Below are 24,962 nucleotides of genomic sequence, written 5' to 3' on the forward strand. Positions count from 1 at the left end.
GTCCACCCGCCCCGCCGACCGCCGGGCCGCCGGCCGCGCCCCCCTTGCCCAAGCCACCGGCGCCGCCGGGCGCGGGAAGCTCCGGGCCGCCGGCGTTGCCGACGCCGGCCAAGCCGACCGCCGACGGCGAGGCCAAGGAGCTGGTCGCGCCGATCACCGGGACCGCGCAGGCCAAGGTCGGGCAGCCGGACGAGGTCGTTCCCCAGGAGCCGCGGCCGAAGCCGCCCGCGGTGCGCCGGCAGCCGCCGTCGCGGCAGCTCAAGCCGGGCGACCTGATCTGCGGCGACTGCGGTGAGGGCAACAACGAGGCCCGCAAGTTCTGCAGCCGGTGCGGCGCCTCGCTGGTCGAGGCGGAGCGGGTCAAGACCCCGTGGTGGCGCAAGCTGCTGCCGCGCCGGGGGGCCAAGGTCCGCAAGTCCGGCGACCGGCCCAAGCCGGGCGGGCGCGGCAAGACCAAGACGGCGCTCGCGGTCAGCACCACGTTCAAGCTGGTGCGCCGGATCATCACGGTCGCGCTGCTGGTGGGCGGGATCCTCTACGGGGTGTTCGCGCCGTTCCGCGGTTGGGTGAACCAGCAGTTCACCGCCGTGAAGCACCAGGTGGAGATCCTGATCTTCCCGCAGTACGCGCCGGTGTCCGCGATCGACGTCGCGTGCCAGGTGGAGACGCCGCCCAACAACGGCTGCCGGGCCTCGGTCGACGGGTTCAGCAACACGCACTGGCTGGCGCCGGTCGACGGGCCGCAGCCGGTGGTGGTGCTGAAGTTCGACCGGGAGGTCGACCTGTCCCGCGTGATCATCCGCAACGGGGCCGGCGACGACTTCCAGGGCAACCACCGGGCCCGCAAGGTGCACCTGGTCTTCTCCACCGGCAAGACCAGCGACATCGACCTGCTGGACAACCCGGATCCCAACCAGTACGACATCGCCAACGGCGAGAAGGCGACCAGCGTGGAGATCCATGTCGTGGACCTGTTCCGGTCGGTCAAGGGCACCAACCTCGCGCTGAGCGAGATCGAGCTCTTCGAGAAGAAGTGAGCGGAGCTTGCGGAGCGAACCATTCGACACTGCTCCGCTGCCGAGGTACGAGGCGACGGAGTCGCCATCACCGAGGCTTGCGAGGTGATGTGGCCTAGCCGCGCTCCGGGTAGTTTCGGGCCGTGATCGCCGAACCCGGCCGGACGCGCGCCGGCACAGTCGAGATCGGCGGGGTGACCATCGGCTACCGGGAGACCGGTGCGCCGGAGGACAACCCCGTCGTTCTGCTGCACGCGCTCGGCAGCGACGCGCGGTCCTGGGACCGGTTCGCGATCGCGCTGGCCAACGCCGGGCGGCAGGCGATCGCGCTCGACCTGCGCGGGCACGGCGTCAGCTCGCGGGCCGACGACTACACGCTGGAGTTGATGCTCGCCGACGTGCTCGGCTTCCTCGATCACCGCGGGCTGCGGCGCGTCGACCTGGTGGGGCACTCGATGGGCGGCTGCGTGGCCATGCTGGCCGCCGGGCTGCATCCCGGGCGGATCCGCCGGATGGTGCTCGAGGATGCCCCGCCACCGCCGATGAGCCAGACGTCCTTTTGGGACGATCTGCCCGAGCCTCCGCCCGAGCCACCCGAACCCGTGGCGTTCGACTGGAACCTGGTGCTCCCGCTGTTCCGGCAGGTGCGCCGGCCCGACCCGGAATGGTGGCTGCGGATCGACGCGATCGCCGCGCCCACCCTGGTGATCAGCGGCGGCCCGACCAGCCACATCCCGCCGGAGCGGCTCGAGGAGCTCGCCGCCGCCCTACCGAACGCCAGGATGGTCCAGATCCGGGTCGGTCATTTCGTGCACAGCACCAGCCCGGAGCGCTTCGCCGAGGTGGTCCTCCCGTTTCTCGCGCCCTGAGCTCAGCCGCGGACCACGAAATCGGCCGGGTTGACCGAGGGGAACACGATCAGCAGCGTATCCTTGGCCTGAAGCGCGGGAGATCCGTCCACTGTGACCACGACCGTGCGGTTCTCCGGCGACGCCTTCGGGAACACGAGGAGCGAGGTAGCGATCGCCGCGCCCACCCTGTGATCAGCGGCGGCCCGACCAGCCACATCCCGCCGGAGCGTTCGCCGAGGTGGTCCTCCCGTTCTCGCGCCCTGAGCTCAGCCGCGGACCACGAAGTCGGCCGGGTTGACCGAGGGGAACACGATCAGCAGTGTGTCCTTGGCCTGAAGCGCGGGAGATCCGTCCACTGTGGCCACGACCGTGCGGTTCTCCGGCGACGCCTTGGGGAACACGAGGAGCGAGGCGCGGAACGTGCCGTCCGGCCCGACCGTGGCCGTCGTCTGACCGGGTCGCTGCGGATCGAACGTCACGGTCACGCTCTTGCCTGGGGGGAATCCCTTGCCGGTCACCGTGGTCACCCGCCCCGGCGGGCTCACGCCGGGGTTGACCTCAATGGACAGTGGACTCGCCGTGCCGCGCAAGCCTACCAGCCGCGTGCCGACCGGGGCCGCGGCGTCGAACCGCAGCGCGGCCGTCCGTTCCCCGGGCTCGGCGGGGGAGAACCGGACCGAGACCAGGCACTGCCCACCGGCCGGGACCTGCCCGACGCAGGTGTTGGCCGTCACCGTGTAGTCGCCAGGCGCGCCCGGCCCGACCGGCGCCACCGAGTTGATCCGCAGCGGCGTCTCGCCCGGGTTGGTGACCGTCACCGTCGACTCCGGACCGCGCGACAGCACCAGCCGCTCCCCGAAGTCCAGCGGGCTCGGGCTCGCCGAGAACTCCGGCCCCCGCGGAACCGGATCCGGGGGAACCGGCCGCGCGGTGCCGTCACCTTGCAGCTCCACGATGACGTCCCGCCCACCGCGGGGGCGGACCCGCAGCTGGCCCTGCCGAGCACCGACCGCCGTCGGTCCGAACGCGACGGTCACATCGCAGCCTTCGGTCTGGTGCAGGATGATGCCCTGGCAGTCCGTCCCGATGATCTCGAAGTCGGGCGGGTTCAGCGGGTTCGTCACGATCACCTCGACCGTCTCGACGAACAGCGGTCCGGCGCCCACCTCCTCGAGCCGCACCGTCAGGGTCGGCGCCGGCTGCCCGATCTCGACCTCGTCGAAATCCAGGAGGGCGGGGACCGCGCGCAGGGTCGGCTCGAGGGTCCGCACGAACACGTCGTCGCGCTGGTTGGTGTCCGCGGGCACCAGGTCCGACGCGCGCGAGTCGAAGGCGATCCGGTGGCCGTCGGAGGCCAGCGACGGAGGCGTCGACGGCGGGAAGTTGAACCGGCTGGGCACCGTGTTGCCGTTGCCGGCGTTGCCGTTCTGGTTCGGCGAGGCCAGCGTGCCCGGCAGCCGCGGCTGCTCGGCGACCAGCCGCGCCTGGTCGAGGATCAGGTCGCGCACGACGACCTGGCAGTTCGTCCTGGGCGCCTTGCGCTCCGGCGGCAGCGCGGCGGCGTTGAGGTCGAGCAGCGGCTCGCCGGCGAGCCTCGGCGGCTCGGGGGGTGGCGGCCGCAGGCAGCTGCCGGCGGTGGTGTTCCCGTCCGACCCGTCGTGGGCGGCCAGGTTGTCGGTGGTGAAGGCGAGGTAGCGGCCGTCGGAGGACAGCCCGGGCAGCTCGCCGTTGATCAGGTTGCCGTTGTTGTCCCGCGACGCGATCGTCGTGCGGACCACCCGCTGGTCCGGCGGCCTCGAGTAGTCGACGTTCACGACGTACACGTTGGGCTCGTCGAACTTGGAGAACGCGGGACCTTCGACGGCGCTCTCGAACTGCTCGGCGACGAACGCGATCACCGTGCCGTCGGCCGAGATCGCCGGGCGCATGACGAACTCGAGGAACTCGGTGCTGATCGGTTGGCCCCCGTCGATGTCGACCCGGGTCGTCTCGTTGGTGCGCATGTCGGTGGAGACGATCGCGTGGACGAGGTCGCACTCGCAGAAGATGAGGGTCACGTGCAGGACGATGTGGTTGCCGTCCGCGGAGATCGCCGGGTCGTACTGGGACCACACGTTTTCGTTCGTGTTGTCCGGACCGCTCGGCACCTCGACCGGCAGGCCGGTCTGTCCCGTTGGGAGCTTCAACCCGACGGTCTTGGCCCGGCAGCAGCCCTCGCCCCCCTCGATCCAGACCAGCCGGGTGGCGTTGGCGGACATCTTCAGGTCCCGCGCGTACTCGTAGCTTCCGATGTCCGACTCGCTCTGGGCGATCCGGAAATACCGGTAGTCCCGCGAACCGTCGGGCCGGTTCTCGTCGAAGTCGCCGTCACCGTCCGGGTCGCGGTCGGCCACCACGATCTCGGAGTCGGAGTAGCAGTCCTCGACGAAGATGTTGGTGGCGTTGGTGAGGAACGAGACGAACCGGCCGTCGGCGGAGATCGACGGGCTGAAACTGTCGCTGTCCGGCGGCGTGTCCCGGATCGTCGGCTGCTGCTGAAGCCGGGCGGCCTGGGGCCCGTTGAGGTTCAGCGGGTTCGCCGAGCGCAGCCCGACCTCGCCGGGGTCGTAACAGCGGTAGGGGTTGTCGTCGACGAACTGGCCACGGCTGATCATCACCGTGCGGTTGCGGGCGAGGTCGCGAACGTAGACGTTGGAGTAGGGCCGGCTCTCGCCCGCCCCGGGGTCAAGGTTGTCCAGCTTGCCGTTGCTGACGAAGGCCACGGCGTTGCCGTCCGCGGACAGGACGCTGTCGTGCCCGCCGTTGGGTGATTGGTCGGTCCCCTCGCCGATCTGGCCGGGGTCCTTCACCGAGGCGCGCTGGGTCGACCCGGGCGCCGCCACGGCGCCGGCCGGAGGCGTCGCGGCCGAGCTGACCAGTAACGCGGCGACGGATGCGGCGACCATTGCGGTAGCGACCGAACGGCGTGGGGCAGCGAATTTGGGCACGGCACGACCTCCAGGCGTGGTTCACCGCGGGAAACACTATTGAGGTTGAGCCGATCGGGGGCCTTGCCGCGGGGTGGCGGAGGGGACGCTCAAAGCCGCCCGATCGGGCAACCGTCTTTGCCCGCGGGTGCTCCCCGTAGCAAGGTGCTCCGGCACCGCTTGTTTCCGCACACTTCCCTGCCATGGGAGCCACCACGTCGCTGGCGAGTAGGCAGCTGTCCGTAACCCCTGGCGGGTCGGTCGACGCCACCGTCCAGGTGCGAAACAACGGAACGCTTGTCGACCAGTTCACCGTGGACATCGTCGGCGATGCACGGGAGTGGACCGAGGTCGAGCCGCGCATCATGAACCTGATGCCCGGCCAGGACGGCCAGGTCACGATCAAGTTCGCGCCGCCGAGGAAGTCCTCGGTGCCGGCCGGCTTCGTGCCGTTCGGGGTGCGCGTGCTGTCCAGGGAGGAACCGCACGGCTCGGTCGTCGAGGAAGGTGTGGTTCAGGTCGAGCCGTTCACCGACCTCCAGGTCGAGCTGTCGCCGAAGTCGTCCCGGTGCCGCACCAAGGCCCGCCACCAGGTCGTCGTGGACAACTCCGGCAACTACCCGATCCCGGTCGAGCTGGTCGCCAACGACCCGGACGACGAGCTGAAGCTGGGGCTGGACCACAGTGCGCTGACCGTCCAACCGGGAACGTCGGCGTTCCTCAAGCTCACCGCCAAGCCGCACGACCGGTTCCTCAAGGGGCCGGAGCGCCGGCACCCGTTCCAGGTCACCGCGCTGGCCGGGGACATCCCGCCGACCACCGTGCAGGGCACGGTCGTGCAGCAGCAGCTGCTGCCGAAGTGGCTGCTGCCCGCGCTGATCGCGCTGATCGCCCTGGCGATCGTCGCGGTGACGCTGTGGTTCACCGTCGTCAAGCCGACCGTCCAGTCGGCGGCGAGGGAGACGGCCAAGACCGAGGCCGCCGCCGCGCAGGCCGCGCTGCAGCAGAAGGCGGACACCGCCGAGCAGAAGGCCGCCGCCGCGGAGCAGAAGGCGGCCGCCGCCGAGGCCAAGGTGGCGCAGGCGCCCGCCGGCAACGGCACCCCGGCCCCGGGGCCGGTGACCGGCCCGGACGGCGTGGACATCAGCAAGGGCACCTCGTTCGACACCCGGATCGCCGGTGAGATCACCGCGAACCCGAACCCCAACGCGTTCACCACGGTCGGCACCGCCGACCCGGAGATCCCGGCTGGCAAGACGCTGGTGATCACCGACCTGCTGCTGCAGAACCCGCACGGGGACAGCGGAACCATCCGGATCCTGCGCGGCGGCAAGGTGCTCTACGAGTTCGGCCTCAGCAACTTCCGCGACTACGACTACCACTCGATCGCGCCGCTGACCTTCGGCCCGACGCAGAAGCTGGAGATCGCGATCAACTGCCAGACCCCGGGCGCGCCCGAGCCGGCCACCGGCAAGTGCAAGCCCAGCGTGACGTTCTCCGGCCGCATCGCCGGCTGACTGGCCCCGACGCCGGGAGGGCCGCCCCCACGGGGTGGCCCTCCCGGCTACGTTCTTCCATGGCAACGGCACCGCGTACCTTCGGCCACCCCGGGCGGGACCCTCCGGCCCTCCTCGTAGGGGCAGCGGACGCAATGAGGGGACCCCTCGGGGCGTTCGACGCCCCCAAGGGGTCCCCTCATGGTCTGTCAGATCAGCCCTTCCCGCAGGGCGTAGGCCACCGCGTGGGAGCGGTTGCGGAGCTGGAAGCGGTTGGTGACGTCGTGCAGGATGCTCTTGACGGTCCGCTGCGAGTAGCACAGCTTGTCCGCGATCTCCTTCGTGGACAGTCCATTCGCGACGAGCCGGAGGACCTCGGTCTCCCGGTTGGTGATGCCGGCCAGGTGCAGGCCGCGCGGCTCCAGGACGTGGCGCTGCAGCCGGGAGACCCGGTTCAGCAGCCGGCCGAGCAGGTCCGGCGGCAGCGCGCCCTCGCCGGCGGCCGCGGCCTTCACCAGGCGGACCAGCACATCGGGGGTCGTCTCCGAGCGCCGGGCCACCGCGCACACGCCGCCCTCGACCGCGGTCAGGATCTCGGTGTCCTCGAGCTCGCCGGCGATCAGCACGACCCTGGTGAAGCCCCGGCACTGCAACGTGCGAAGCAGCTGGCCGGCCCGGTCGTCGAACCGGTCGGTCACGACCAGCGCGACGGACTCCGGCGACGCGTTCTCCTCATCGACGAGCCACACCTCCTGGCGCGTGCGCAATGCCATGTGGACCCCGTTCTGCAGGATGGGGTCGGTAGCGCGAACGACAACCGGTGTCCGACTCTGTTCCAACATCTCCTTGTTTCCCCGTTCCGTCTTGCACGCCACGTCGGCCCCGACCGCCTACGCCCAGCACGCGCTCGACCGTGCACGAGAAGGTTGCCCTAAGGGGCGTCCCGGGCACATGGGACCGATGTCCCGTTGTTGCCCGAGAGGACAGGCCCCGGAAGCTAGCGGGTGTCCTGCCGCCGGTCCGGCGGGGCGTCGCCGAGGCCGGCCTTGCGGGCCCGCACGATGGCCTGGGCCCGGTCCGCGACGTGCAGCTTGGTGAAGATGCTGGAGACGTGGTTGCGGACGGTCTTGGGGCTCAGCGACAGGGCGCCGGCGATCGCGGCGTTGCTCCGCCCGTCGGCGATCAGGGCGAGCACCTCCCGCTCCCGGGACGTCAGCTCGGGGAACACCGGGTCGGACTTGACCGGCGCGCTGTTGAAGTAGCCGAGCACCCGGGTGGCGATGTCCGGCCCGAAGATCGCCTCGCCGCGGCCGACCGCGTGCACCGCACGGATGATCTCCTCCTGGCCCGACCCCTTGAGCAGGTAGCCGCGGGCCCCGGCGCGCATGGCGGCGAACACCGACTCGCTGTCGTTGAACATGGTCAGCACCACCACGCCGATGGTCGGCAGCTCGCCGACGATCTCCCGGGTGGCCTCGATGCCGTCGATGTCCGGCAGGTGCAGGTCCATCACGACCACGTCGGGCTGGTACGCCTTGGCCGCCTCGATCGCGTCCCGCCCGTTGGCGGCCTCGCCGACCACCTCGATCGTCTGCTCCGCGGCGAGCACCATGCACAGTCCATAGCGGAACAGCGGATGATCGTCCACAACGAGCACCCGCACCTGCTCCGCGCCCAATGGCACTTCGCTCATTCCGTCACCTCGCAAGCTCGGTGACGGTGACCCTGCCACCTCGTTCCTCGGCGGCAGGGCAGCGCTCGATGGTTCGCTCCGCTCACGGCGCCTCCTTGGGCAGCGGAAGCGTGGCGAACACCCGGGTCCCGCCTTCCCGGTCGGCCTCGACCAGGCACTCGCCGCCCAGCTCGGCCGCCCTTTCGCGCATCGACGAAAGACCCACACCGCCGCCTTCGGTCAGCATGCCCTGCTCGATCCCGACCCCGTCGTCGACCACCTCGATGTGCAGATCATCGTCCACCCAGAGCCGGACCGCACACGATCTCGCCGAGGCGTGCCGGGTGACGTTGGTCAGCGCCTCGCAGATGATCCGGTACGCCGCCACGTCCACCGACGCCGGGAGCTTGGGCAGCACGGTCGGCACCTCGAGCACGATCGTCACGCCGTCGTCCGGGCCGTCGCCCCGGACCGACCGGCTGGCCAGCGCGCCTGCGTACTCCCGGATGGCCGGGATCAGCCCGATCCGGTCCAGCACCGGGGGCCGCAGCCCGTGCGCCAGCCGGCGGATCTCCACGATGGCCGCCTGCAGCTCGTCGCGCAGCCGGCCGAGCAGCACCCCGGTCGCGGTGTCGTTGCCGACGCTGCGCTGGCTGGCGTCGATGCCCAACGCCACCGCGGCCAGCGTGGGGCCGACGCCGTCGTGCAGCTCGTGCAGGATCCGCCTGCGCTCCTTCTCCCTTGCCCGCACCAACCGGTCCCGGCTGCGCCGCAGGTCCCGGGTCAGCCGGGCGGTGTACACCGCCGCGCCGGCGTGCCTGGCCACCTCGGCCAGCGCGATCCGGTCCCGCCTGCGCGGCACGTCCCGCGCCCCACGCGGCCCGATCACCAGGTAGCCCACCCGCTCGCCCTGGAACGTCAGGGACAGCCGGTGCGGCTCCCTGGTCAGCGTGCCCACGCTGGCGGCGATCTCGGTGCGGCCGCGCGCCTGGATCTCGATGGCGACGTACGGCAGCCGCAGCGCCGTGGACACCGTCTCCACGATCGCCGGCAGCATCGCGCCCGGCGTGTGGGTGTTCTCCAGCCGCGACGCCAAAGTGGACACCACCCGGTACGGGTCGTCCCGGTCGCCGTACAGCCGCTTGTTGATCAGGGTCTGCAGCCGCACCCGCAGCGGCTGCACCAGAACCGCGACCGCGGCCGCGGCAGTGGCCTGTGCCCACAGCGAGTCCAGCGGCGGGAACACCAGCGACAGCGCGCCGACCACCCCGATGTACAGCCCGATCACGCCGGCCGACAGCGCGCCGTAGACCAGCGAGCGGCTGATCACCACCTCGATGTTGAGCGCCCGGTGCCGCAGGATCGTTGCGGCCACGGCGATCGGCACCGCGACGAAGGCCAGCGTCTGGTACTCGTCCGGCAGCAGGGCCCGCCCGCGGATGATCACCGGAAGGAACCAGATCGCGAAGTACACCGCGGCGCCCCCGCCAAGCGACGCGGCCAGCCAGCGCAGCGGCCGGCGGACCTGGTCGTCGGTGCAGGTGACGTACTTGTGCACCAGGGCGCCGAGCACCAGCAGCGGGTACACGAACAGCGCCGGCAGCACCGGCGCGCCCACCACGTACATACGCTGGAACGGGTCGCCGAGCAGCAGCAGCGCCCCACCCGCCGTGACACCGTAGAGCACCGGCGGGCCGGCGTAGCCGAGCAGGACCCGCCGCCGGTACCGGTCCGGCTGGGTCACCGCAGGGAAGGCCAGCGCGAAGTGCAGCATGCCGCCCCACAGCAGGGCGAAGCCGAACTCGCCGACGTACCACCGCCAGAACGCCTCGCCGGCCACCAGGTCGACCGCCTCCAGCGAGAAGTAACCGGCACCGGCGGTGGTGAGCAGCCCGATCGCCGAGGCCACCATGGCCGCGTTCGTGGCCGGGTCCCGCGGCCGCACCCAGAAGATCGCCGCGGAGGTGAGCAGCAGCAAGGCGTTCACCAGCAGGGTCGGCCAGCCCCGCAGCAGGCTGGCCAGGATCGGGTACGGCTCGAGCGTCACGTCGACGAACAGGCGCTCGTCGCCGCGGCGCAGCTCGTAGCGCAGCCGGTCACCGGCCTCGACCGCGGTGTCGAACCGGGGAAGGACGCTGACCCGGTCGGACATCGGGAGGCCGTCGATCGACACGATCCGGTCGCCGGGCCGGATGGGTCCGCCCGGATCGTCGACCGCCTGGACGATGACGCCGCCGGCGGAGACCGGGCTGTCGCCGACGCTGATCGTGGTGCCGTCCGACGGGGTGGTGGCCCGCGACGCGAAGCACCATCCGGCCACGCCCAGCAGGGCTACCGTGAGCAGGAGTAGCGAGACGGGTAGCCGCCGCGCCCCCGTCTGGCCGGACACGCCATGGATCATCTCTCAGTTCGGTGCGTCCGCACAGCATTAATCCCGTGATTAATCCTGTGCGAGCCTCCGTCCGGAGGGAATCAGCCGCGCTCCGGCGGCGCCTCCCGGGTGTCCGGGCGCTCCGTGGGCTCCTGGCGGTCGGGCTCCGGCTCGGGTTCCTCCTTCGGAGCGTCGTCGGCCGGCGGGGGCGGGGCGGGCGGCACGTGCACCGGCTGCGGTCCGGTGTGCGGAACCTGGCCGGGGTGCTGAACCGGCTGCGTGAGATCCGGCTGCGCCCCGGCCGGCTGTGCCGTGTGCTGCTGAACCGGTTGCTGCGGCGCGGGTGCCGGCGGGTACGGCCGCTGGCCGTAGGGCGCGGGGAAGCCCATCCGCGGCGTGTCCGGCTCAAGCCGGGCGGCGGCCGGGCGCGCCCCGGTGAGCACCAGGATCAGGCCGATCAGTCCCATCGCGACCGCGCCGGCGGGCACCCAGATGCCGAGCCCGATCTCGAAGCTGACCGTCTCGCCGGGGCCGGGCTGGCGGGCGTTGGTGTTGGACAGTCCCTGCAGCGCGTCCATGAGCAGGATCGACAGCGCGCCGGCCAGCAGCCCGACGCCGAGGGCCGCGCTGACCCTGGCCCCGGTCACCGTCCCGGACCGGCGATTGCCGAACGCGGTCAGCGCCAGCACGGCGGCGATCAGCAGCAGGCCGGCGGCCACCGCGGGCAGGATCCCGTACGGCGGATACTCCCCGAAGTTGTCCCCGGACTGCTCGATCTGCCACCAGGTGACCGAGTAGGAGCTGACGTCGTTGCCGCCGCCGGAGGAGTTGGGGAACTCGGCCCGGTAGGTCTGGGTCTTCAGGAAGCTGCCCCATGCGGTGGCGCCGCAGGCGATCAGGAACGCGATCCCGCCGAGCAGGCCGGCGGTCCACCGCGGGGTGGTGCGGCGCGGCCGCGGCGGCGCGTAGGGCCCGGCGTACTGCGGGGGAGGAGCGGGATACTGCCCGGGGCCGGTCTGCGGCCGGAACGGCGGCGGACCCGACGGCGGGCCGGATCCGGGCGGCGGGCCGGTGTGTTGCGGGCCGGTCTGCGGCCCGATCGGCAACGGGCCCGACGGCGGCCCGGTCGGCTGCGGCCCGGTCGGCGGACCTGGATAGCCGGGGGGAGGTTCGGTCACCGCCGCATTGTGGCAGGACTTGCCCGATAAGGTAGGGAACTCAGCCCGAGTGGCATCCTCTCGCACCCCTCGCCCGCGCCGGCCCGGGTTGAACCATGGACGCATGAGTGACGTGGTGGTGGCCGGCGCGGCGATCGTGCGCGATTTCCGGATCTTCGTCGCGCGGCGGTCCCGGCCGCAGTCGGTGTCCGGGTACTGGGAGCTGCCCGGCGACGAGGTCCGGCCCGGCGAGGAGGAGCACGACGCGCTGCAGCGCGAGTTCACCACCGAGTTCGGCGTGTCGCTGCGCTGCGTCGACCGGATCCTGAGCGATCAGCGGCTGCAGTCCTGGCCGGCCGAGGACGGCGAGTCCATGGGCGCGGCGACCCTGCGGGTCTGGCGCTGCCAGCTGCCCAGCGAGTCGACCTTCGACACCGACCTGGGCGAGCCGCGGCCGAACATGTACTCCTACGACGACGCCCGCTGGCTCGACATCGACGACCTCGACGCGGTCGGCCCCTGGCGCGACGCGGACCGGCTGCTGGCCGACGACATCGCCCAGTACTACCGCAGCGACGACATCTGGCAGGCCGCGGACTGACGCGCACCTCGACACAATTTGCGTGCGCGAACGTCACGTTTCGCGCACGCGTGCATCATCTTCTGTTGCAGCGGTCGGCCCGAGCGAGGGCCGGGCCGACCGTTGTCCGCCGCCCTTGTACAGCTCCAGCACGATCGCCTTCCACTCCTCGAGCAGCGCGGACCGGCGGTCGGCGTCGCCGCCGATCATGGCGTCCATCGCGAGCCCTCGTGTCAGGTGCACGCTGAGCAGCAGCAACCGTTCCAGCACCCGCTCGTCGACGTCGGCGCCCGCCCCGCGGCGGAAGAACTCCAGGGTGGCGTGCCCGAGGCCGCGGTCGACCGGCAGCAGCACGCGGCGCAGCTCCGGGTCGGTGCGCGCGGCCACCCACAACTCCATCGCCGCCGTGGACAGGGTTCCCGAGTAGGCCCGCCACAGCAGGTCGATGCCCTTGGTGATCCGGTCAGGGCCGGGTGGCAGCCGTTCGGCCGCGCGGAGCACCTCCTGACTGAGCCGCTCGAAGAGGTGCTCGAGCGCGGTGGCCATCAGCTCCGCCTTGGTGGTGAAGTGATGTTGCTGCGCGCCCCTGGACACGCCGGCACGCAGGCAGATCTCGTGCACGGTGGTGCGCGCGTAGCCGACCTCGACGAGGCAGTCGATGGTCGCGTCGAGCAGCAGCTCGCGGGTGTGCTCGCTGCGTTCGGCCTGGGTCCGGTGCGGCTTCATGTCACCATCGCTCGCCTTTACGTGCAGGTCTGCACGCAGGTACATTCGGGCCAGACTTTACATGTCATCCGGATTGTTTTTGCCCCCGGTTCAGGAGGTCGCTCCGTGGCCCTCACCCAGCGCTCCTCGTGGATGACCGCCGACCTCGACGCCTTCCGCGAGCTCGCGCACACCTTCTGCCAGAAGGAGTTGGCGCCCAACCACGAGCGCTGGGCGAAGGCCAGGCAGGTGGACCGCGAGCTGTGGACCAAGGCGGGCGAGGTCGGGCTGCTGTGCCTGTCCATCCCCGAGGAGTACGGCGGGGGCGGCGGCACCTTCGCCCACGAGGCGATCCTGTTGGAGGAGCAGGCCTACGCCGGCGACGACGCGTGGGGCAACGCCGTGCACAGCGGGATCGTCGCGCACTACTTCAACGCCTACGGCACCGAGGAGCAGAAGCGGCGCTGGCTGCCGAGGCTGGCCAGCGGCGAGCTGGTCGGGGCGATCGCGATGACCGAGCCGGGCACCGGATCGGACCTGCAGAACATCAAGACCAGGGCGATCCGGGACGGCGACAGCTACGTGATCAACGGCGCCAAGACGTTCATCACCAACGGCGCCCAGTGCGACCTGGTGATCGTCGTGGCCAAGACCGACCCCGACGAGGCGGCCAAGGGCGTGTCGCTGATCGTGGTGGAGACCGCGGGCGCCGACGGCTTCCGCCGCGGCCGGGTGCTCGACAAGATCGGCATGCACGGGCAGGACACGTCCGAGCTGTTCTTCGACGACGTCCGCGTGCCGGTCGCCAATCTCCTTGGCGCGCAAGAAGGTCAGGGGTTCATCCAGCTCATGCGGCAGCTCCCGCAGGAGCGGCTGCTGATCGCGGTGAGCGCCGTCGCCGCCATGGAGGCCGTGGTGGCCCAGACCATCGAGTACACAAAGGACCGCACCGCGTTCGGCCGGGAGATCTTCAAGTTCCAGAACACCAAGTTCACCCTCGCCGAGTGCGCGACCGAGGTGGCGGTGTGCAAGGCCTTCCTCGACCAGTGCATCGAGCGGCACCTGCGGTCCGAACTGGACGTCAGCGGCGCGGCGATGGCCAAGTGGTGGACCACCGACCGGCTGTCCCGGGTCGCCGACGAGTGCCTGCAGCTGTTCGGCGGCTACGGCTACATGAGCGAGTACCCCATCTCCCGCGCCTGGACCGCCGCCCGCGTGCAGCGGATCTTCGGTGGCACCAACGAGATCATGAAAGAGATCATCTCCCGCACCCTCTAGAAGGGACGCACATGCCCGGACCCCTCGCCGGACTGAAGGTCGTGGAGCTGGTCGGCCTGGCGCCCGCGCCGTTCGCCACCATGATCCTGGCCGACCTCGGCGCCGACGTGATCCGGATCGACCGGGCCAAGCCGGCGTTCGACGTGCTGAGCTTCCCCGACGACCCGCTCACCCGGACCCGCCGGTGGATCGGCCTGGACACGAAGTCCCCCGAGGGCAAGGAGTTGGCCCTGCGCCTGATCGACGTCGCGGACGTGCTCATCGAGGGCTTCCGGCCGGGCGTCACCGAACGGCTCGGCCTCGGCCCCAAGGACTGCCTGGCCCGCAACCCGAGGCTCATCTACGGCCGGATCACCGGCTGGGGCCAGGACGGCCCGCTCGCCACCGCCGCCGGCCACGACATCAACTACATCGGCCTCGCCGGCGCCCTGGAACCGATCGGCCGCCCCGGCCAGCGCCCCGTGCCACCGCTCAACCTCCTCGGCGACTTCGGCGGTGGCGGCCTCCTGCTCGCCATGGGCGTGCTCGCCGCACTCGTCGAACGCGACCGCTCCGGCTACGGCCAGGTCGTCGACGCGTCCATGGTGGACGGCGCAGCGCTGCTCACCGCCGCCCTGCACGGCCTGCGCAACATCGGCCTGTGGAATCGTCCCCGCGGCGAGAACATGCTCGACGGCGGCGCCCCGTTCTACGACACCTACGAAACCGCCGACGGCCGCTACGTCGCCGTCGGCGCGATCGAGGAACGCTTCTGGGCAGACCTGATCAAGGTGCTCGACCTCGACCCCGACGAGGTCTCCGGCCGCCTCGACCCCACCCGGTGGCCCGCGGTCCGGGAAAAGCTCGCCGCCGTGATCAAGACCCGCACCCGCGACGAGTGGGCAAAACTGGCCGAGGGCACCGACGCCTGCCTCACCCCCGTCCTCACCACGACCGAGGCCACCGCCCACCCCCACAACGTGGCGCGCCGAACCTTCGTCGAGGTCGACGGCGCACCCCAACCCGCCCCCGCCCCCAAGTTCGACCGCACCCCCACCGCGCCACCGCAGGCCCCCCACGAGCCCCGCTCCGACACCACCGAGGTCCTCACCGAACTCGGCCTCCCACCGGAGGAGATCACCCGCCTCCGCACCACCGGCATCATCCCCTGACCACCCCTGATCGTGGAACGGCACACCCCCGCTCCACGGCAGGGCTCCGGCAAACTCGCCAAGATCGCCCTGGAAACGACGGCTGCGCCGCGCTCGCTGCGCGCGCAGCGCGCCGCGCAACCGTCGTTTCCGCACCCGATTCGAGCGACCCGACCGGGCCACTCCGCGAGCACACCTTGCCTTCCCGGCACCATGCCCCGACCCTGCCAAGGCAGACACAGGGCCGCGCACGGCCGGGGCTACCGCAACACGACACACGACTGCACGAACCCAGAACACGCCCGCCCAAAGGCGAGACACACCGGGCCGGGGACCGCGATCCCGGACGTGTCCCGCGCTGGGGTAGTCACACGACGCCTTCGCATAGGTGAGGGACGCGCCCACGACGTCACCCCGGACTCCGCGGCGCGGGGACATCCGGCCGGCACCGGACTCCACCGCCCCGCAGTTGATCTTCCCCACAGTGGGATCTCCGCGCCAAAGTTGATCTCAGCGTCGAAGTTGATCTCCGCGTCCCACCCCTACCCAGCCCCCACCGCTCCACGGGGGGCGACCCCACGGCCAGTCTACCGGCGGAAGCCGGGGTAGAGATCAACTTCGGGGTCGGTGTGGACAAGTGGGGTGAGTGTGGACAACTGGCCCGGTTTGGTGCTGAAGGAGTTGACAGATTGGGGCGTCAGTCGGGGAAGGAGCCGTGGCGGCCGGCGCCGGCGGCGAACCGGGCCGCTCCGCTGACCGCTCCCTCGAGCGTGACCAGGGCGCCGTCGAACTCCGCCCGGAGCGCCTCCTCCTCGGACGAACCCCACTGGGACAGGGCGGAGGCGCGGTCGGCGCGCAGGCAGACCTGGGGGAAGCGGGCGATCTCGGCGGCGAGCTGCTCGGCGGCGGCGCGGGCCTGGCCGGCGGGCACGACCCGGTTGGCCAGGCCCATGGCCAGCGCCTCGTCCGCGTTCACCGGGCGGCCGGTGAGGATCATGTCGAGGGCCCGGCTCTGGCCGATCAGCCTGGGTAGCCGGATCGTGCCGCCGTCGATGAGGGGTACGCCCCAGCGGCGGCAGAACACGCCGAATATCGCGGTGGTGTCGGCCACCCGGAGGTCGCACCACAGTGCCAGCTCGAGGCCGCCGGCCACGGCGGGGCCGGCGACGGCGGCGATCACCGGCTTGGACAGGCGCATTCGGGTCGGGCCCATCGGTCCTTCGCCGTCGGGGGCGACGCGGTTGCCCCGTTCGGTGCCGACGGCCTTGAGGTCGGCGCCCGCGCAGAACGCCGGGCCGACCCCGGCGAGCACCGCCACCAGCGCCGAGTCGTCGGCGTCGAACGCGCGGAACGCGTCGGCCAGCGCCGCGGCGGTCGCACCGTCGACGGCGTTGCGGGCCTCCGGGCGGTTCAACAGGACAGTCGTGACCGGTCCGGACCGTTCGATCAGAACGTTGGTGAGCATAGAGTGTGTCTCCTTGACCGAACGAGTTACGACCGTATGGTGATGGCAGTCGAAGTATGTCGGCGGCAGCGGACAGGAGTGGACCGGTGGACGTCAAGAAGGTCGCCACCCTGGTGGTGGCCGGGATCGTGCTGTTCTACGTGATCACGCAGCCCAACCAGGCGGGCAACGCCGTCCAGGACATCCTGGGCTGGATGCGCGACGGCGCCGAAGCCATCATCACCTTCATGAAGAGCATCTTCGCCTGACGCTGCGCCCATCACGAACGGTGACGACTACGACGACTGCAAGATCTACAATGGACCGTTTGGGTGCATCTTCGCCCGGCGTGTCCAGATGGTGGATTCCCGCACGATTCAGATCTAGCAATCTTGCCGCTCGCCCAATACGGTTTCACGCATCTCCCGCGGTACATCCCAGTTCCGGCGTGATCGCCAACCCCTCGAGGAGGCAGGATGCTTGACGACCCCGGGGTCGACGCACTGGTGCGGCAGTGGACCGCGGAGCGGGAGCAGGACGCGGAGTCCGAGGAGATCCACCGCATCGCGTCGGAATGGCTCGCGGAGGCGCCCATCCCCGCGCCGGGGATCCCCGGTCAGCGGCCCGGCGCCGGTCAGGCGAGCTGGGCCCCGGTCAGCTCGGCGGACCCGCGTTTCCTTGCCGCCATGCGCAAGCGGCTGCCCGACGTGCCCCCGGACCTGCTGGCCGCGGCCGCTAGCTGGTGGCAGATGGTCGGCGGCCTCGCCGAGGCCACGGAGTGGTGGGACGCCGGGATCAGCCCGCTCGACCAGCGCGCCCTCGACTACCGCGCGGCCGGTCTGTCCCCATCGGACCTCAGCCGCCGCCTCGGGCCGCTCACCGTGCTCGATCACCTGCGCCGCGGCAGCGCGCCCGCCTGGTGCGTCGCCCGCCTCCAGCGCCAGCAGCGTCCCTGACGCCCACCACCACGCGCCGTAACGCCCCGCCGCCGCACTCGTTGACCTTGATGTGCGCATAGTCGGCCGATTGGCCCTGGTCCTGCTCGCGGTGCTGGTCGCGGGCGGCGCGGTCTGGCTACTCCACGTCACCGCCGCGCCCGAGGCCACGCCGCTCGCCGTCGAGATCCCGGCCGCCCAGGTGCCGGCCGCGCCCGTACAGCCCGGCTCGGTGATCCCCGCGCAATCGGCCCCCCAGCCGCAGCCCGGCGCGGTGGGCGCCGACCCGCTGCTGGCCTGGGCCAACCGGATGGCCGGCCCGACCACGATCCCCGCCCGCGCCCTCGTCGCCTACGGCAACGCCGAGCTCGTCGTCCGCTCCGCCACCCCCGGCTGCCACGTGTCCTGGACGACGCTGGCCGGCATCGGCCGGGTCGAGTCGAACCACGGCCAGTACGGCGGCGCCACGCTCGGCGCGGACGGCCGGCCGTCGAAGCCGATCGTCGGGGTGCCGCTGGACGGATCGGCCGGGGTCAGGTCGATCCCGGACACCGACGGCAGCGCATTCGACGGTGACCCGGCCGTGGACCGCGCGGTCGGCCCGATGCAGTTCATCCCGTCCACGTGGCGGAAGTGGGCCTCGGACGGAAACCTCGACGGCCGCGGCGACCCGCAGCAGATCGACGACGCCGCCCTGGCGGCCGCCCGCTACCTGTGTGCCAACGGCCGCGACCTGGCCACCGCCCAGGGCTGGTGGGCGGCCGTCTTCTCCTACAACAACTCGGTGCCCTACGGCCAGAAGGTGTTCGGCCTCGCCGACGGCTACGCCCGCGTGGCTCAGTCCATCCGCTGAGTTGTGTTGAATCCAATGGGAGGGCAAGGCTGGCAGCACTACTGAGCGTTGCCCGCTGCCGGTTGGCAGACACCGACCCTTCGGCGGGCCTGCCGGCCCGGCCTCAGCGTCGGTAAGCCCTCCCAAGCGCGAACGCCCCGTAGCCGACCACCCGGTCCGGCGTGCCGGCGGTATCGGCCGAGGTGCGCAGGTCCAGCAGCCGGGGGGTCAGCGAGCGGCGGCGGGCCCAGCCGAGCAGCCCGGCCAGCGCGTGCCGGCCGCATGCGTCGCGCGGGGCGATCCGCGTCGGGTCGAGGTCGAGCACGGCCGCCGCGGTGCGCCGATCTCGTTGCCGGGCAAGGGGATCCGGCAGGTGGTGGGACAGGTCGGTGCTGCACAGCACCAGCGCCGGCTCGGCGGTGGCGGTGTCCAGCACGTCGGCCACGTCGTCCACTGTGGCCAGACCGACGGCCACCGGCAGCACGGTCCACCCGTCGCCGAGGACGGTCTGCAGGAACGGCAGCTGCACCTCGAGCGAGTGCTCCGGCTCGTGCGGCCGGTCGTCGGTCACCGCGAGCCCGGTCCCGGCCAGCCGGCGGCAGCCCTCGACGTCGACCGGCACCTTGCCGAGCGGGGTGGCGAACGCCTCGGTCGACGGGACCGCGCAGCCGGCGAGCGGCACGAAGTGCGCCGGGCCGATCAGCACCACCCGCCGCGCCTGGCCCAGCCGCGCGTACACCGAGGCCGCCACCGGGCCGGAGAACCGGTAGCCCGCGTGCGGCACGACGTACGCCTCCGCCGGGGAATCTGCGCCGGCGTCCACGGCGCCGAGCAGGCCGGCGACCTGCCGCGCCAGCTCGGCCGGATCCGCCGGGTAGAACCGCCCGGCCACGGCGGGCGGCCGCGCTCCGCGCATAACGTCACCTCGCAAGCTCGGTGCCGGCGGCCCTGCCACCTCGTCCCTCGGCGGCAGGGCAGCGCTTGACGGTTCGCTCCGCAAGCTCCGCTCACCGGGCGGCCAGCCGCACCGGCAGCCGGCGCGCGCCCCAGTTGCCGGCCGGGCCGTCGTACCGGCCGGGGATGCTATGTCCACAGTGGACGCACAAGCCGTCCGGGGTGAGGTCGTAGCGGGAGATGACGTACCAGTCCCGCACCACGACCGCGGCGCCGCAGCCGGGACACGACGTGGTGCCGCCGTCCGGGTCGTGCACGTTTCCGGTGTAGACGTAGCGCAGCCCGTTGCCGAGCGCGATCCGGCGGGCCCGGCGCAGCGTGGCCGGTGGCGTCGGTGGCACGTCGCGCATCTTGAAGTCCGGGTGGAACGCGGTGAAGTGCAGCGGCACGTCCGGCCCGAGGTGCTCGGCGATCCACCGGGTCTCGGCGTCGATCTCGGCGTCGGAGTCGTTGTGACCGGGGATGAGCAGCGTGGTGATCTCGAACCACACGTCGGTCTCGTGCCGCAGGTACTCCAGCGTGTCCAGCACGACGCCCAGCCGCGCGAAGGTGACCTTCTCGTAGAACCGCTCGGTGAACGCCTTGAGGTCCACGTTCGCCGCATCCATGTGCCGGTAGAAGTCGCGCCGCGGCCGCGGGTTGATGTAGCCGGCGGTGACCGCCACCGCCCGGATGCCCCGCTCGCGGCACGCGTCGGCCACGTCGGCGGCGTACTCGATGAAGATCGTCGGGTCGTTGTAGGTGAACGCGACGCTGCGGCAGCCCAGCCGCTCCGCGGTCCGCGCAAGCGCCTCCGGCGAGGCCGCGTCGGCCAGCGTGTCGATCTCCCGGGACTTGCTGATGTCCCAGTTCTGGCAGAACCGGCAGGCCAGGTTGCAGCCCGCGGTGCCGAACGACAGGACCGGCGTGCCCGGCAGGAAGTGGTTGAGCGGCTTCTTCTCGATCGGGTCGACGCAGAACCCGCTGGACCGGCCGTACGAGGTGAGCACGATCCGGTCGCCGGCCCGGCCGCGCACGAAGCACAGCCCGCGCTGACCCTCGCGCAGCCGGCAGGCCCGCGGGCACACGTCGCACTGGATGCGCCCGTCGTCCAGCTCGCGCCAGTAGCTGGTCGGCACGGTGTGCCGGTCGGCCGGGTCGATGTCGGTGCTCATGCTCCTCACCCTCGCCGGCCACGGTACCCGTCCGTGCTCATTGGTCGCTCCCGCGAGGCCGTCCCCCCTCGCGTCCGCTCCGGTGTTAACGTCGGGGATGTGCCTGGCAGCCCGATCACCCCGCGCCGGCTGGCGATAGTCGGGGTGTGCGTGCTGTCCCTGGTGGTCTGCACCGGGCTGGCATGGTGGCAGTGGCAGCGCTTCGAGTCGGCGACGGGCTCGTGGCAGAACCTCGGGTACGTCCTGCAGTGGCCGCTGTTCGGGCTGTTCCCGGCGTTCCTGTTCTGGCGGCTGCGCCGGCTGCGCGCCCAGCATTCGGGGCCACCCGCCGAGCAGCCCGCTCCCGAGCCGCCGAGGGTGGTCGCCCCCCGCCGCGCACCGGTCGTGCAGGATGACGTCGACGACGAGCTGGCCGCGTACAACCGGTACCTGGCCCAGCTGAACGCGGCCGACCAGGAGAGGCGATGACGTCCAGGGAGACCACCGACGAGGAGAACCCGGCCCAGGCGGTCGGCGCGGCCGGCCCGCGCGGCGCCCTGGCCCGCTACCGGATCATGGCCTACGTCGTCGGTGTCGGCCTGCTCGCGCTGTGCGCCGCCATGGTGCTCGACTACGGCTTCGGCCAGGACCAGTACACCAAGATCGTCGGCCCGGTCCACGGCTTCCTCTACATCGTGTACTTCCTGGCCACCGTCGACCTGGCGCTCAAGGCCCGCTGGTCGATCAGGGGCACCCTGCTCGTCCTGCTCGCCGGCATGATCCCGTTCGTCTCCTTCATCGCCGAGCGCCGCGTGTCGCACAAGGTCCGCCAGGGCGTCGCGCTGTGACCGAGCCCGACCCGGCCGCCGCCGGCAACGCCTGCCGCGCCGCCCACACCCGGCTGCTGACCACCGCGTCCGACATCGACGACGCCACCGCCCGCCGCCCGAGCCGCCTGCCCGGCTGGACGATCGGCCACGTCCTCACCCACCTGGCCCGCAACGCCGACGGCCACACCCGCCGGCTCGAGGGCGCGCTGCGCGGCGAGGATGTTCCGCGCTACCCGGACGGCATGGCGCGGCGACCGCGAGATCGAGGAGGGCGCCGGCCGCCCGGCCCGCGAGCTGATCGCCGATCTCGCCGACTCCGCGCAGCGCCTCGAGGACGTCTGGGAACGCTGCGCCGCGGCCGGCTGGCCGCATCCCGACTTCCACGGCGACGACCACTGGCCACCCTCCGGCAGCCCGCTGCGCCGCCTGCGCGAGGTCGAGGTCCACCATGTCGACCTTGGCCTGGGCTACGAACCCGCCGACTGGCCGGACCTCTACGTAACCTGGGAGCTGCCCAACGCCCTGCGCCGCCTCCCCGACCGCCTGTCCGCCCCCGACTCCCGCCACCTCCTCGCCTGGCTCACCGGCCGCGCCGATCTCCCCACCGACCTCAACCCCGGCCCCTGGATGTAGGTCGTAACGCTCTTCCATTCGCCGTCGATGCGACGGATCAGAGCACGTGGATCCCGGCCGTTCCAAGAAGGACTGCCCATGCATGCGCAGCGCGTGGCCCTCGCTATCGCCGCCGCGGTAGGAATGATCTGCACATTTCTCCCATGGGTGAGCGCCCCCTTCCTTGGATCCCTCGACGGCACGAGGGGAAATGGCTGGATCACGTTCGCGCTGTGCGGAGCAGCCCTCTTGTGCGCGATCCTTGGTGACTTGCGAGCCGAGCTCACGGCGGCGGCGCACATCCTCAGCGCGGCCTTCGGAGTCGGCGCGTGCCTACTCGCGCTATGGAACATCATCCAGATCAACGCCGAGACTGCCGATACGTCGCTCGGCGGATTGGTCAGCGTCGGTGCGGGTCTCTATCTGCTCGCCGTGTCCGGAATGGCAATCGCGCTGTTGCCGTCCTTTGTTCATGGATCACCGGTGCGCCGGCTTCCGCCATCCGGCCCGTGGTCAGTTCCACCCCCTGGGTCCTGGTCCGCGCCGCACCCGCCACCGGCTGCCTGGCCGCCACCACAGCCACCATGGCCGCAGCAACCCCCACCGGCATCGCGGCCACCGGCGAATGGCTGACCACCACGAGTAGCCGGCACCTTAAGCTGGGCCGGTGAAGATCCACGGGGACGCGGAGGACGGGTTCGGCCGGGTGGTGGATGTGTTCGCCGGGAACCTGGCGTCGGGGCGGGATGTGGGGGCGGGGGTGACGCTGTACGCCGGCGGCCGCAAGGTGGTCGACGTGTGGGGTGGGGTGGCCGATGTGCGCAGCGGGCGGCCGTGGACGGCGGACACTCCGGCGGTGGTGTTCTCCTGCAGCAAGGGAATCCTGGCGATTCTGGCGTACCTGCTCGTGCAGCGGGGGCGGCTGGAGCTGGACGCGCCGGTGGCCCGATACTGGCCGGAGTTCGCCGGGAACGGCAAGGGGGACATCCGGGTGCGGTGGTTGCTCAGCCACCGGGCCGGGCTGCCGGCGGTGGACCGGGACCTGACGCTGGACGAGGTGCTCGCGTGGGAGCCGGTGATCGAGGCGCTCGAGGCGCAGGCGCCGCTGTGGCAGCCCGGGACCGCGCACTGCTACCACGGGATGACCTACGGGTGGCTGGTCGGTGAGGTGATCCGCCGGATCACCGGGAAGATGCCGGGCCGGTTCCTGGCCGACGAGGTCGCCGCGCCGCTGGGGCTGCGGACCTGGATCGGGCTGCCGGCGTCGGAATACGGGTCGGTGGCCTGGCTGCTGCCGCCGCCGGCGGAGGACCCCGAGGAGCAGGTCCATCCGGTGATCGACCGGGCGTTCACGATGAGCGGGGCGTTCGGGTTCCCGGTCGCCGACGGCGAGGTCAGCTTCAACGCCCCGGCCATCCAGGCCGCGGAGATCCCCGGGGCGGGCGGGGTCAGCACCGCGGGCGGCCTGGCCCGGCTCTACGCCGGCTGCGTGTCGGCCATCGCCGGGCCGCCGCTGCTGACCAGGGCGTCGATCGACGACGCGGTCACCGTCCAGTCGTCAGGGCCGGAGCTGTTCGAGCGGGTGGACAACGGCGCCCGGTGGGGAACCGGCTTCATGATCGACTCTCCGCCGTGGCGGCCCTTGCTCGGGCCGCGCAGCTTCGGGCACGACGGCGCGGGCGGCCAGCTCGCCTTCGCGGACGACGAGTTCGAGGTCGGGTTCGCCTACGTCAACAACCGGATGGGCGGGGCATCCGACGACCGGGCCAACGGCCTGACCGCCGCCGTGCGTGCCTGCGTCGAACGGGGCTGAGTCAGGACGCCTCCAGCATGACCGCGTGCGGCCGGGTGAGGTACGGGGTCCAGTAGTCCTCGCCGAAGTGGCCGACACCGGTGTCGCTGACGGTGAAGTGGTGCCAGGTGAGCGAGGTGAAGCCGGCGGTCTTGGCGGCCACCTCGTAGGTGGTCGGCGACCACCAGTAGGCGTCCACGTCGATGGGGGTGGCCGCGGGGTCGTTGAACCAGGCGTGCAGGTGCACCGGTGTGCCCTCGACGGGCGGGTGGACGTTCGCGGTGAGGCGCATGTTGAACCGGTCGTAGTAGCCGCGTTCGATGTCGTGGTCGGCGTAGTCGGGGTTGAGCGTGGCGGCGATGAACCGGCCGCCCTCGCGCAGGACGGTGCGCGCGGTGGTGAACATGCCGGTCAGCCTGGCGACGCTGGGGGCGTAGGGCAGCGCGTAGCAGCTCAGCACCAGGTCCATGGTGCCGGCCAGGTCGAGCAGATGGTCGGTGCTGACGTCGGCAAGGCGGTAGGTGATGCCCATCGGCTCGGCGTCCTCGGCGTCCTGGGCCAGCTCGAGCATGCCGGCGGAGTCGTCCACGCCGACCACCCGGCCGGCGCCCCAGCGGGCGAGGTGCTGAGCGTAGCGGCCGGCTCCGCAACCGAGGTCGAGCGCGGCGAGGCCGGTCACGTCGCCGGCGGCGACGCGAAATGAATGCAATTCGACCTCCTCGCGCAGCGGCAGAACGTGCGGATACGAGGGGTAGGACTTGGCGACGGTGTCGAACTGGCTGTTGCTGGTCACCGCAGATTCCTTTCGAAGACGGGTTGAGCGCGGCCGCCAATCTCGTGAAATGCACGACGCCGCGGTGAAGAAATCCTCATCCTTTCGTGATTACGTCATGACCTGGCTGAGCACACTCGATCGAGCCTCGCGAGACCGGCGCAGATCCCGGGCGATGCACACCCGCTTGAGCCACCGGTCGGTGCCGTCGTAGCGGGCCCTGAACGGGCGCCGCCCGTGCACCACCTTGTGGTTGTTCAAAAAGCAGTAGTCGCCCGCGGCGAGGGTGACGTCGCGCAGCGCGCCGGTGAGCCCGGCGGCCAGCCTGGCCAGCGCCGCGGCCGCGGCCCGGTCGGCGGGATCGGCCGGCCTCCAGTAGTAGGCGTCGGCCCGGAGGTACGGCGTGCGCCGGTCGCCGTACAGCACGGCGACCGGC

General features: G+C 71.7%; 25 protein-coding genes and 1 pseudogene. 14 read left to right on the forward strand and 12 right to left on the reverse strand.

Annotated elements, in window-relative coordinates; translation table 11 throughout:
* Together VGX25_RS29650 and VGX25_RS29655 are read left to right on the forward strand one after the other, a co-directional pair.
* Positions 1–1,037, forward strand: a 1,037-nt coding sequence (locus VGX25_RS29650) for an NADase-type glycan-binding domain-containing protein (protein WP_326921235.1), incomplete at its 5' end; no start/stop codon positions are given.
* A 122-nt stretch (positions 1,038–1,159) separates the two neighbouring features.
* Positions 1,160–1,885: an alpha/beta hydrolase gene (locus VGX25_RS29655; protein WP_326921236.1), complete on the forward strand. Its 726-nt coding sequence runs from the start codon at positions 1,160–1,162 to the stop codon at positions 1,883–1,885.
* Between the two features lie 2 nt (positions 1,886–1,887).
* On the opposite strand, the gene VGX25_RS29660 is transcribed toward VGX25_RS29655, so the two are convergent.
* Positions 1,888–2,052 carry a hypothetical protein gene (locus VGX25_RS29660; RefSeq protein ID WP_326921237.1) on the reverse strand — a complete coding sequence of 55 codons (165 nt, stop codon included), beginning with the start codon at positions 2,050–2,052 and terminating at the stop codon, positions 1,888–1,890.
* 81 nt (positions 2,053–2,133) lie between these two features.
* Positions 2,134–4,812: a choice-of-anchor D domain-containing protein gene (locus tag VGX25_RS29665; RefSeq protein ID WP_326921238.1), complete on the reverse strand. Its 2,679-nt coding sequence runs from the start codon at positions 4,810–4,812 to the stop codon at positions 2,134–2,136.
* A gap of 224 nt (positions 4,813–5,036) precedes the next feature.
* Here VGX25_RS29665 and VGX25_RS29670 point away from each other — a divergent pair, with 224 nt between their 5' ends.
* On the forward strand, positions 5,037–6,350 hold the full coding sequence (locus VGX25_RS29670; protein WP_326921239.1) for a hypothetical protein: 1,314 nt from the start codon (positions 5,037–5,039) through the stop codon (positions 6,348–6,350).
* Between the two features lie 188 nt (positions 6,351–6,538).
* Here the strand turns inward: VGX25_RS29670 and VGX25_RS29675 are convergent, their stop codons facing one another.
* From VGX25_RS29675 to VGX25_RS29690, 4 genes are all read right to left on the reverse strand, one after another.
* Positions 6,539–7,171 (reverse strand): response regulator transcription factor, encoded by a 633-nt coding sequence (locus VGX25_RS29675; RefSeq protein ID WP_326921240.1) that lies wholly within the window; start codon positions 7,169–7,171, stop codon positions 6,539–6,541.
* 155 nt (positions 7,172–7,326) lie between these two features.
* Positions 7,327–8,022: a response regulator transcription factor gene (locus tag VGX25_RS29680; RefSeq protein WP_326921241.1), complete on the reverse strand. Its 696-nt coding sequence runs from the start codon at positions 8,020–8,022 to the stop codon at positions 7,327–7,329.
* 82 nt (positions 8,023–8,104) lie between these two features.
* Positions 8,105–10,390, reverse strand: coding sequence for an ATP-binding protein (locus VGX25_RS29685; protein ID WP_326921242.1), 2,286 nt, complete (start codon positions 10,388–10,390; stop codon positions 8,105–8,107).
* An 83-nt stretch (positions 10,391–10,473) separates the two neighbouring features.
* Positions 10,474–11,550, reverse strand: a complete 1,077-nt coding sequence (locus VGX25_RS29690; protein ID WP_326921243.1) for a hypothetical protein — start codon at positions 11,548–11,550, stop codon at positions 10,474–10,476.
* 103 nt (positions 11,551–11,653) lie between these two features.
* Here VGX25_RS29690 and VGX25_RS29695 point away from each other — a divergent pair, with 103 nt between their 5' ends.
* Positions 11,654–12,130 (forward strand): NUDIX domain-containing protein, encoded by a 477-nt coding sequence (locus tag VGX25_RS29695; RefSeq protein ID WP_326921244.1) that lies wholly within the window; start codon positions 11,654–11,656, stop codon positions 12,128–12,130.
* 33 nt (positions 12,131–12,163) lie between these two features.
* On the opposite strand, the gene VGX25_RS29700 is transcribed toward VGX25_RS29695, so the two are convergent.
* Positions 12,164–12,835 carry a TetR/AcrR family transcriptional regulator gene (locus VGX25_RS29700; RefSeq protein ID WP_326921245.1) on the reverse strand — a complete coding sequence of 224 codons (672 nt, stop codon included), beginning with the start codon at positions 12,833–12,835 and terminating at the stop codon, positions 12,164–12,166.
* 132 nt (positions 12,836–12,967) lie between these two features.
* Between VGX25_RS29700 and VGX25_RS29705 the strand changes: the two genes are divergently transcribed.
* Together VGX25_RS29705 and VGX25_RS29710 are read left to right on the forward strand one after the other, a co-directional pair.
* Positions 12,968–14,092, forward strand: a complete 1,125-nt coding sequence (locus tag VGX25_RS29705; protein ID WP_326921259.1) for an acyl-CoA dehydrogenase family protein — start codon at positions 12,968–12,970, stop codon at positions 14,090–14,092.
* A gap of 11 nt (positions 14,093–14,103) precedes the next feature.
* Positions 14,104–15,243, forward strand: a complete 1,140-nt coding sequence (locus VGX25_RS29710) for a CaiB/BaiF CoA-transferase family protein (RefSeq protein WP_326921246.1) — start codon at positions 14,104–14,106, stop codon at positions 15,241–15,243.
* A 676-nt stretch (positions 15,244–15,919) separates the two neighbouring features.
* Here the strand turns inward: VGX25_RS29710 and VGX25_RS29715 are convergent.
* Positions 15,920–16,687 (reverse strand): crotonase/enoyl-CoA hydratase family protein, encoded by a 768-nt coding sequence (locus VGX25_RS29715; protein WP_326921247.1) that lies wholly within the window; start codon positions 16,685–16,687, stop codon positions 15,920–15,922.
* A gap of 86 nt (positions 16,688–16,773) precedes the next feature.
* Between VGX25_RS29715 and VGX25_RS29720 the strand changes: the two genes are divergently transcribed.
* The 3 genes from VGX25_RS29720 to VGX25_RS29730 all read left to right on the forward strand — a co-directional run bounded on the left by VGX25_RS29720 (position 16,774) and on the right by VGX25_RS29730 (position 18,454).
* A complete protein-coding gene (locus VGX25_RS29720) occupies positions 16,774–16,935 on the forward strand; it encodes a hypothetical protein (protein ID WP_326921248.1) in 162 nt (53 codons plus the stop codon).
* A 207-nt stretch (positions 16,936–17,142) separates the two neighbouring features.
* Positions 17,143–17,622: a helix-turn-helix transcriptional regulator gene (locus VGX25_RS29725; protein WP_326921249.1), complete on the forward strand. Its 480-nt coding sequence runs from the start codon at positions 17,143–17,145 to the stop codon at positions 17,620–17,622.
* Positions 17,623–17,674: 52 nt separating this feature from the next.
* Positions 17,675–18,454, forward strand: a complete 780-nt coding sequence (locus VGX25_RS29730) for a lytic transglycosylase domain-containing protein (protein ID WP_326921250.1) — start codon at positions 17,675–17,677, stop codon at positions 18,452–18,454.
* A 103-nt stretch (positions 18,455–18,557) separates the two neighbouring features.
* Here VGX25_RS29730 and amrB read toward each other — a convergent pair whose 3' ends face one another.
* Positions 18,558–19,349 carry an AmmeMemoRadiSam system protein B gene (gene amrB, locus VGX25_RS29735; protein WP_326921251.1) on the reverse strand — a complete coding sequence of 264 codons (792 nt, stop codon included), beginning with the start codon at positions 19,347–19,349 and terminating at the stop codon, positions 18,558–18,560.
* 91 nt (positions 19,350–19,440) lie between these two features.
* Entirely contained in the window at positions 19,441–20,541 is a 1,101-nt protein-coding gene (gene amrS / locus VGX25_RS29740) for an AmmeMemoRadiSam system radical SAM enzyme (protein ID WP_326921252.1), read from the reverse strand.
* Between the two features lie 99 nt (positions 20,542–20,640).
* Here amrS and VGX25_RS29745 point away from each other — a divergent pair, with 99 nt between their 5' ends.
* The 5 genes and pseudogenes from VGX25_RS29745 to VGX25_RS29765 all read left to right on the forward strand — a co-directional run bounded on the left by VGX25_RS29745 (position 20,641) and on the right by VGX25_RS29765 (position 23,775).
* A complete protein-coding gene (locus VGX25_RS29745; protein ID WP_326921253.1) occupies positions 20,641–21,009 on the forward strand; it encodes a hypothetical protein in 369 nt (122 codons plus the stop codon).
* Positions 21,006–21,368, forward strand: coding sequence for a DUF3817 domain-containing protein (locus VGX25_RS29750; RefSeq protein ID WP_326921254.1), 363 nt, complete (start codon positions 21,006–21,008; stop codon positions 21,366–21,368). The genes VGX25_RS29745 and VGX25_RS29750 overlap by 4 nt, the downstream gene beginning before the upstream one ends.
* A pseudogene (locus tag VGX25_RS29755) lies at positions 21,365–21,983 on the forward strand (maleylpyruvate isomerase N-terminal domain-containing protein). The gene VGX25_RS29750 and the pseudogene VGX25_RS29755 overlap by 4 nt, the downstream one beginning before the upstream one ends.
* 488 nt (positions 21,984–22,471) lie before the next feature.
* Entirely contained in the window at positions 22,472–22,633 is a 162-nt protein-coding gene (locus tag VGX25_RS29760) for a hypothetical protein (RefSeq protein ID WP_326921255.1), read from the forward strand.
* Positions 22,630–23,775, forward strand: a complete 1,146-nt coding sequence (locus tag VGX25_RS29765; protein WP_326921256.1) for a serine hydrolase domain-containing protein — start codon at positions 22,630–22,632, stop codon at positions 23,773–23,775. Before VGX25_RS29760 ends, VGX25_RS29765 begins: the two co-directional genes overlap by 4 nt.
* Before the next feature lies 1 nt (position 23,776).
* Here VGX25_RS29765 and VGX25_RS29770 read toward each other — a convergent pair whose 3' ends face one another.
* Both VGX25_RS29770 and VGX25_RS29775 read right to left on the reverse strand, forming a co-directional pair.
* A complete protein-coding gene (locus VGX25_RS29770; RefSeq protein WP_326921257.1) occupies positions 23,777–24,547 on the reverse strand; it encodes a class I SAM-dependent methyltransferase in 771 nt (256 codons plus the stop codon).
* A 90-nt stretch (positions 24,548–24,637) separates the two neighbouring features.
* Positions 24,638–24,962: TauD/TfdA family dioxygenase (locus VGX25_RS29775; protein WP_326921258.1), on the reverse strand; the 325-nt coding region annotated here is incomplete at its 5' end.

The sequence above is a fragment of the Actinophytocola sp. genome, assembly GCF_035942955.1.
In the GTDB taxonomy this organism is placed as follows: domain Bacteria; phylum Actinomycetota; class Actinomycetes; order Mycobacteriales; family Pseudonocardiaceae; genus DASYTH01.

What these genes read in the sequence shown, in the direction of transcription:
- VGX25_RS29750 (WP_326921254.1), top strand. Translation starts at nt 21,006, where the DNA reads ATGACGTCCAGGGAGACCACCGACGAGGAGAACCCGGCCCAGGCGGTC.
- VGX25_RS29670 (WP_326921239.1), top strand. Translation starts at nt 5,037, where the DNA reads ATGGGAGCCACCACGTCGCTGGCGAGTAGGCAGCTGTCCGTAACCCCT.
- VGX25_RS29680 (WP_326921241.1), bottom strand. Translation starts at nt 8,022, where the DNA reads ATGAGCGAAGTGCCATTGGGCGCGGAGCAGGTGCGGGTGCTCGTTGTG.
- VGX25_RS29705 (WP_326921259.1), top strand. Translation starts at nt 12,968, where the DNA reads ATGACCGCCGACCTCGACGCCTTCCGCGAGCTCGCGCACACCTTCTGC.
- amrB (WP_326921251.1), bottom strand. Translation starts at nt 19,349, where the DNA reads ATGCGCGGAGCGCGGCCGCCCGCCGTGGCCGGGCGGTTCTACCCGGCG.
- VGX25_RS29675 (WP_326921240.1), bottom strand. Translation starts at nt 7,171, where the DNA reads ATGTTGGAACAGAGTCGGACACCGGTTGTCGTTCGCGCTACCGACCCC.
- VGX25_RS29725 (WP_326921249.1), top strand. Translation starts at nt 17,143, where the DNA reads ATGCTTGACGACCCCGGGGTCGACGCACTGGTGCGGCAGTGGACCGCG.
- amrS (WP_326921252.1), bottom strand. Translation starts at nt 20,541, where the DNA reads ATGAGCACCGACATCGACCCGGCCGACCGGCACACCGTGCCGACCAGC.
- VGX25_RS29695 (WP_326921244.1), top strand. Translation starts at nt 11,654, where the DNA reads ATGAGTGACGTGGTGGTGGCCGGCGCGGCGATCGTGCGCGATTTCCGG.
- VGX25_RS29710 (WP_326921246.1), top strand. Translation starts at nt 14,104, where the DNA reads ATGCCCGGACCCCTCGCCGGACTGAAGGTCGTGGAGCTGGTCGGCCTG.
- VGX25_RS29700 (WP_326921245.1), bottom strand. Translation starts at nt 12,835, where the DNA reads ATGAAGCCGCACCGGACCCAGGCCGAACGCAGCGAGCACACCCGCGAG.
- VGX25_RS29665 (WP_326921238.1), bottom strand. Translation starts at nt 4,812, where the DNA reads ATGGTCGCCGCATCCGTCGCCGCGTTACTGGTCAGCTCGGCCGCGACG.
- VGX25_RS29715 (WP_326921247.1), bottom strand. Translation starts at nt 16,687, where the DNA reads ATGCTCACCAACGTTCTGATCGAACGGTCCGGACCGGTCACGACTGTC.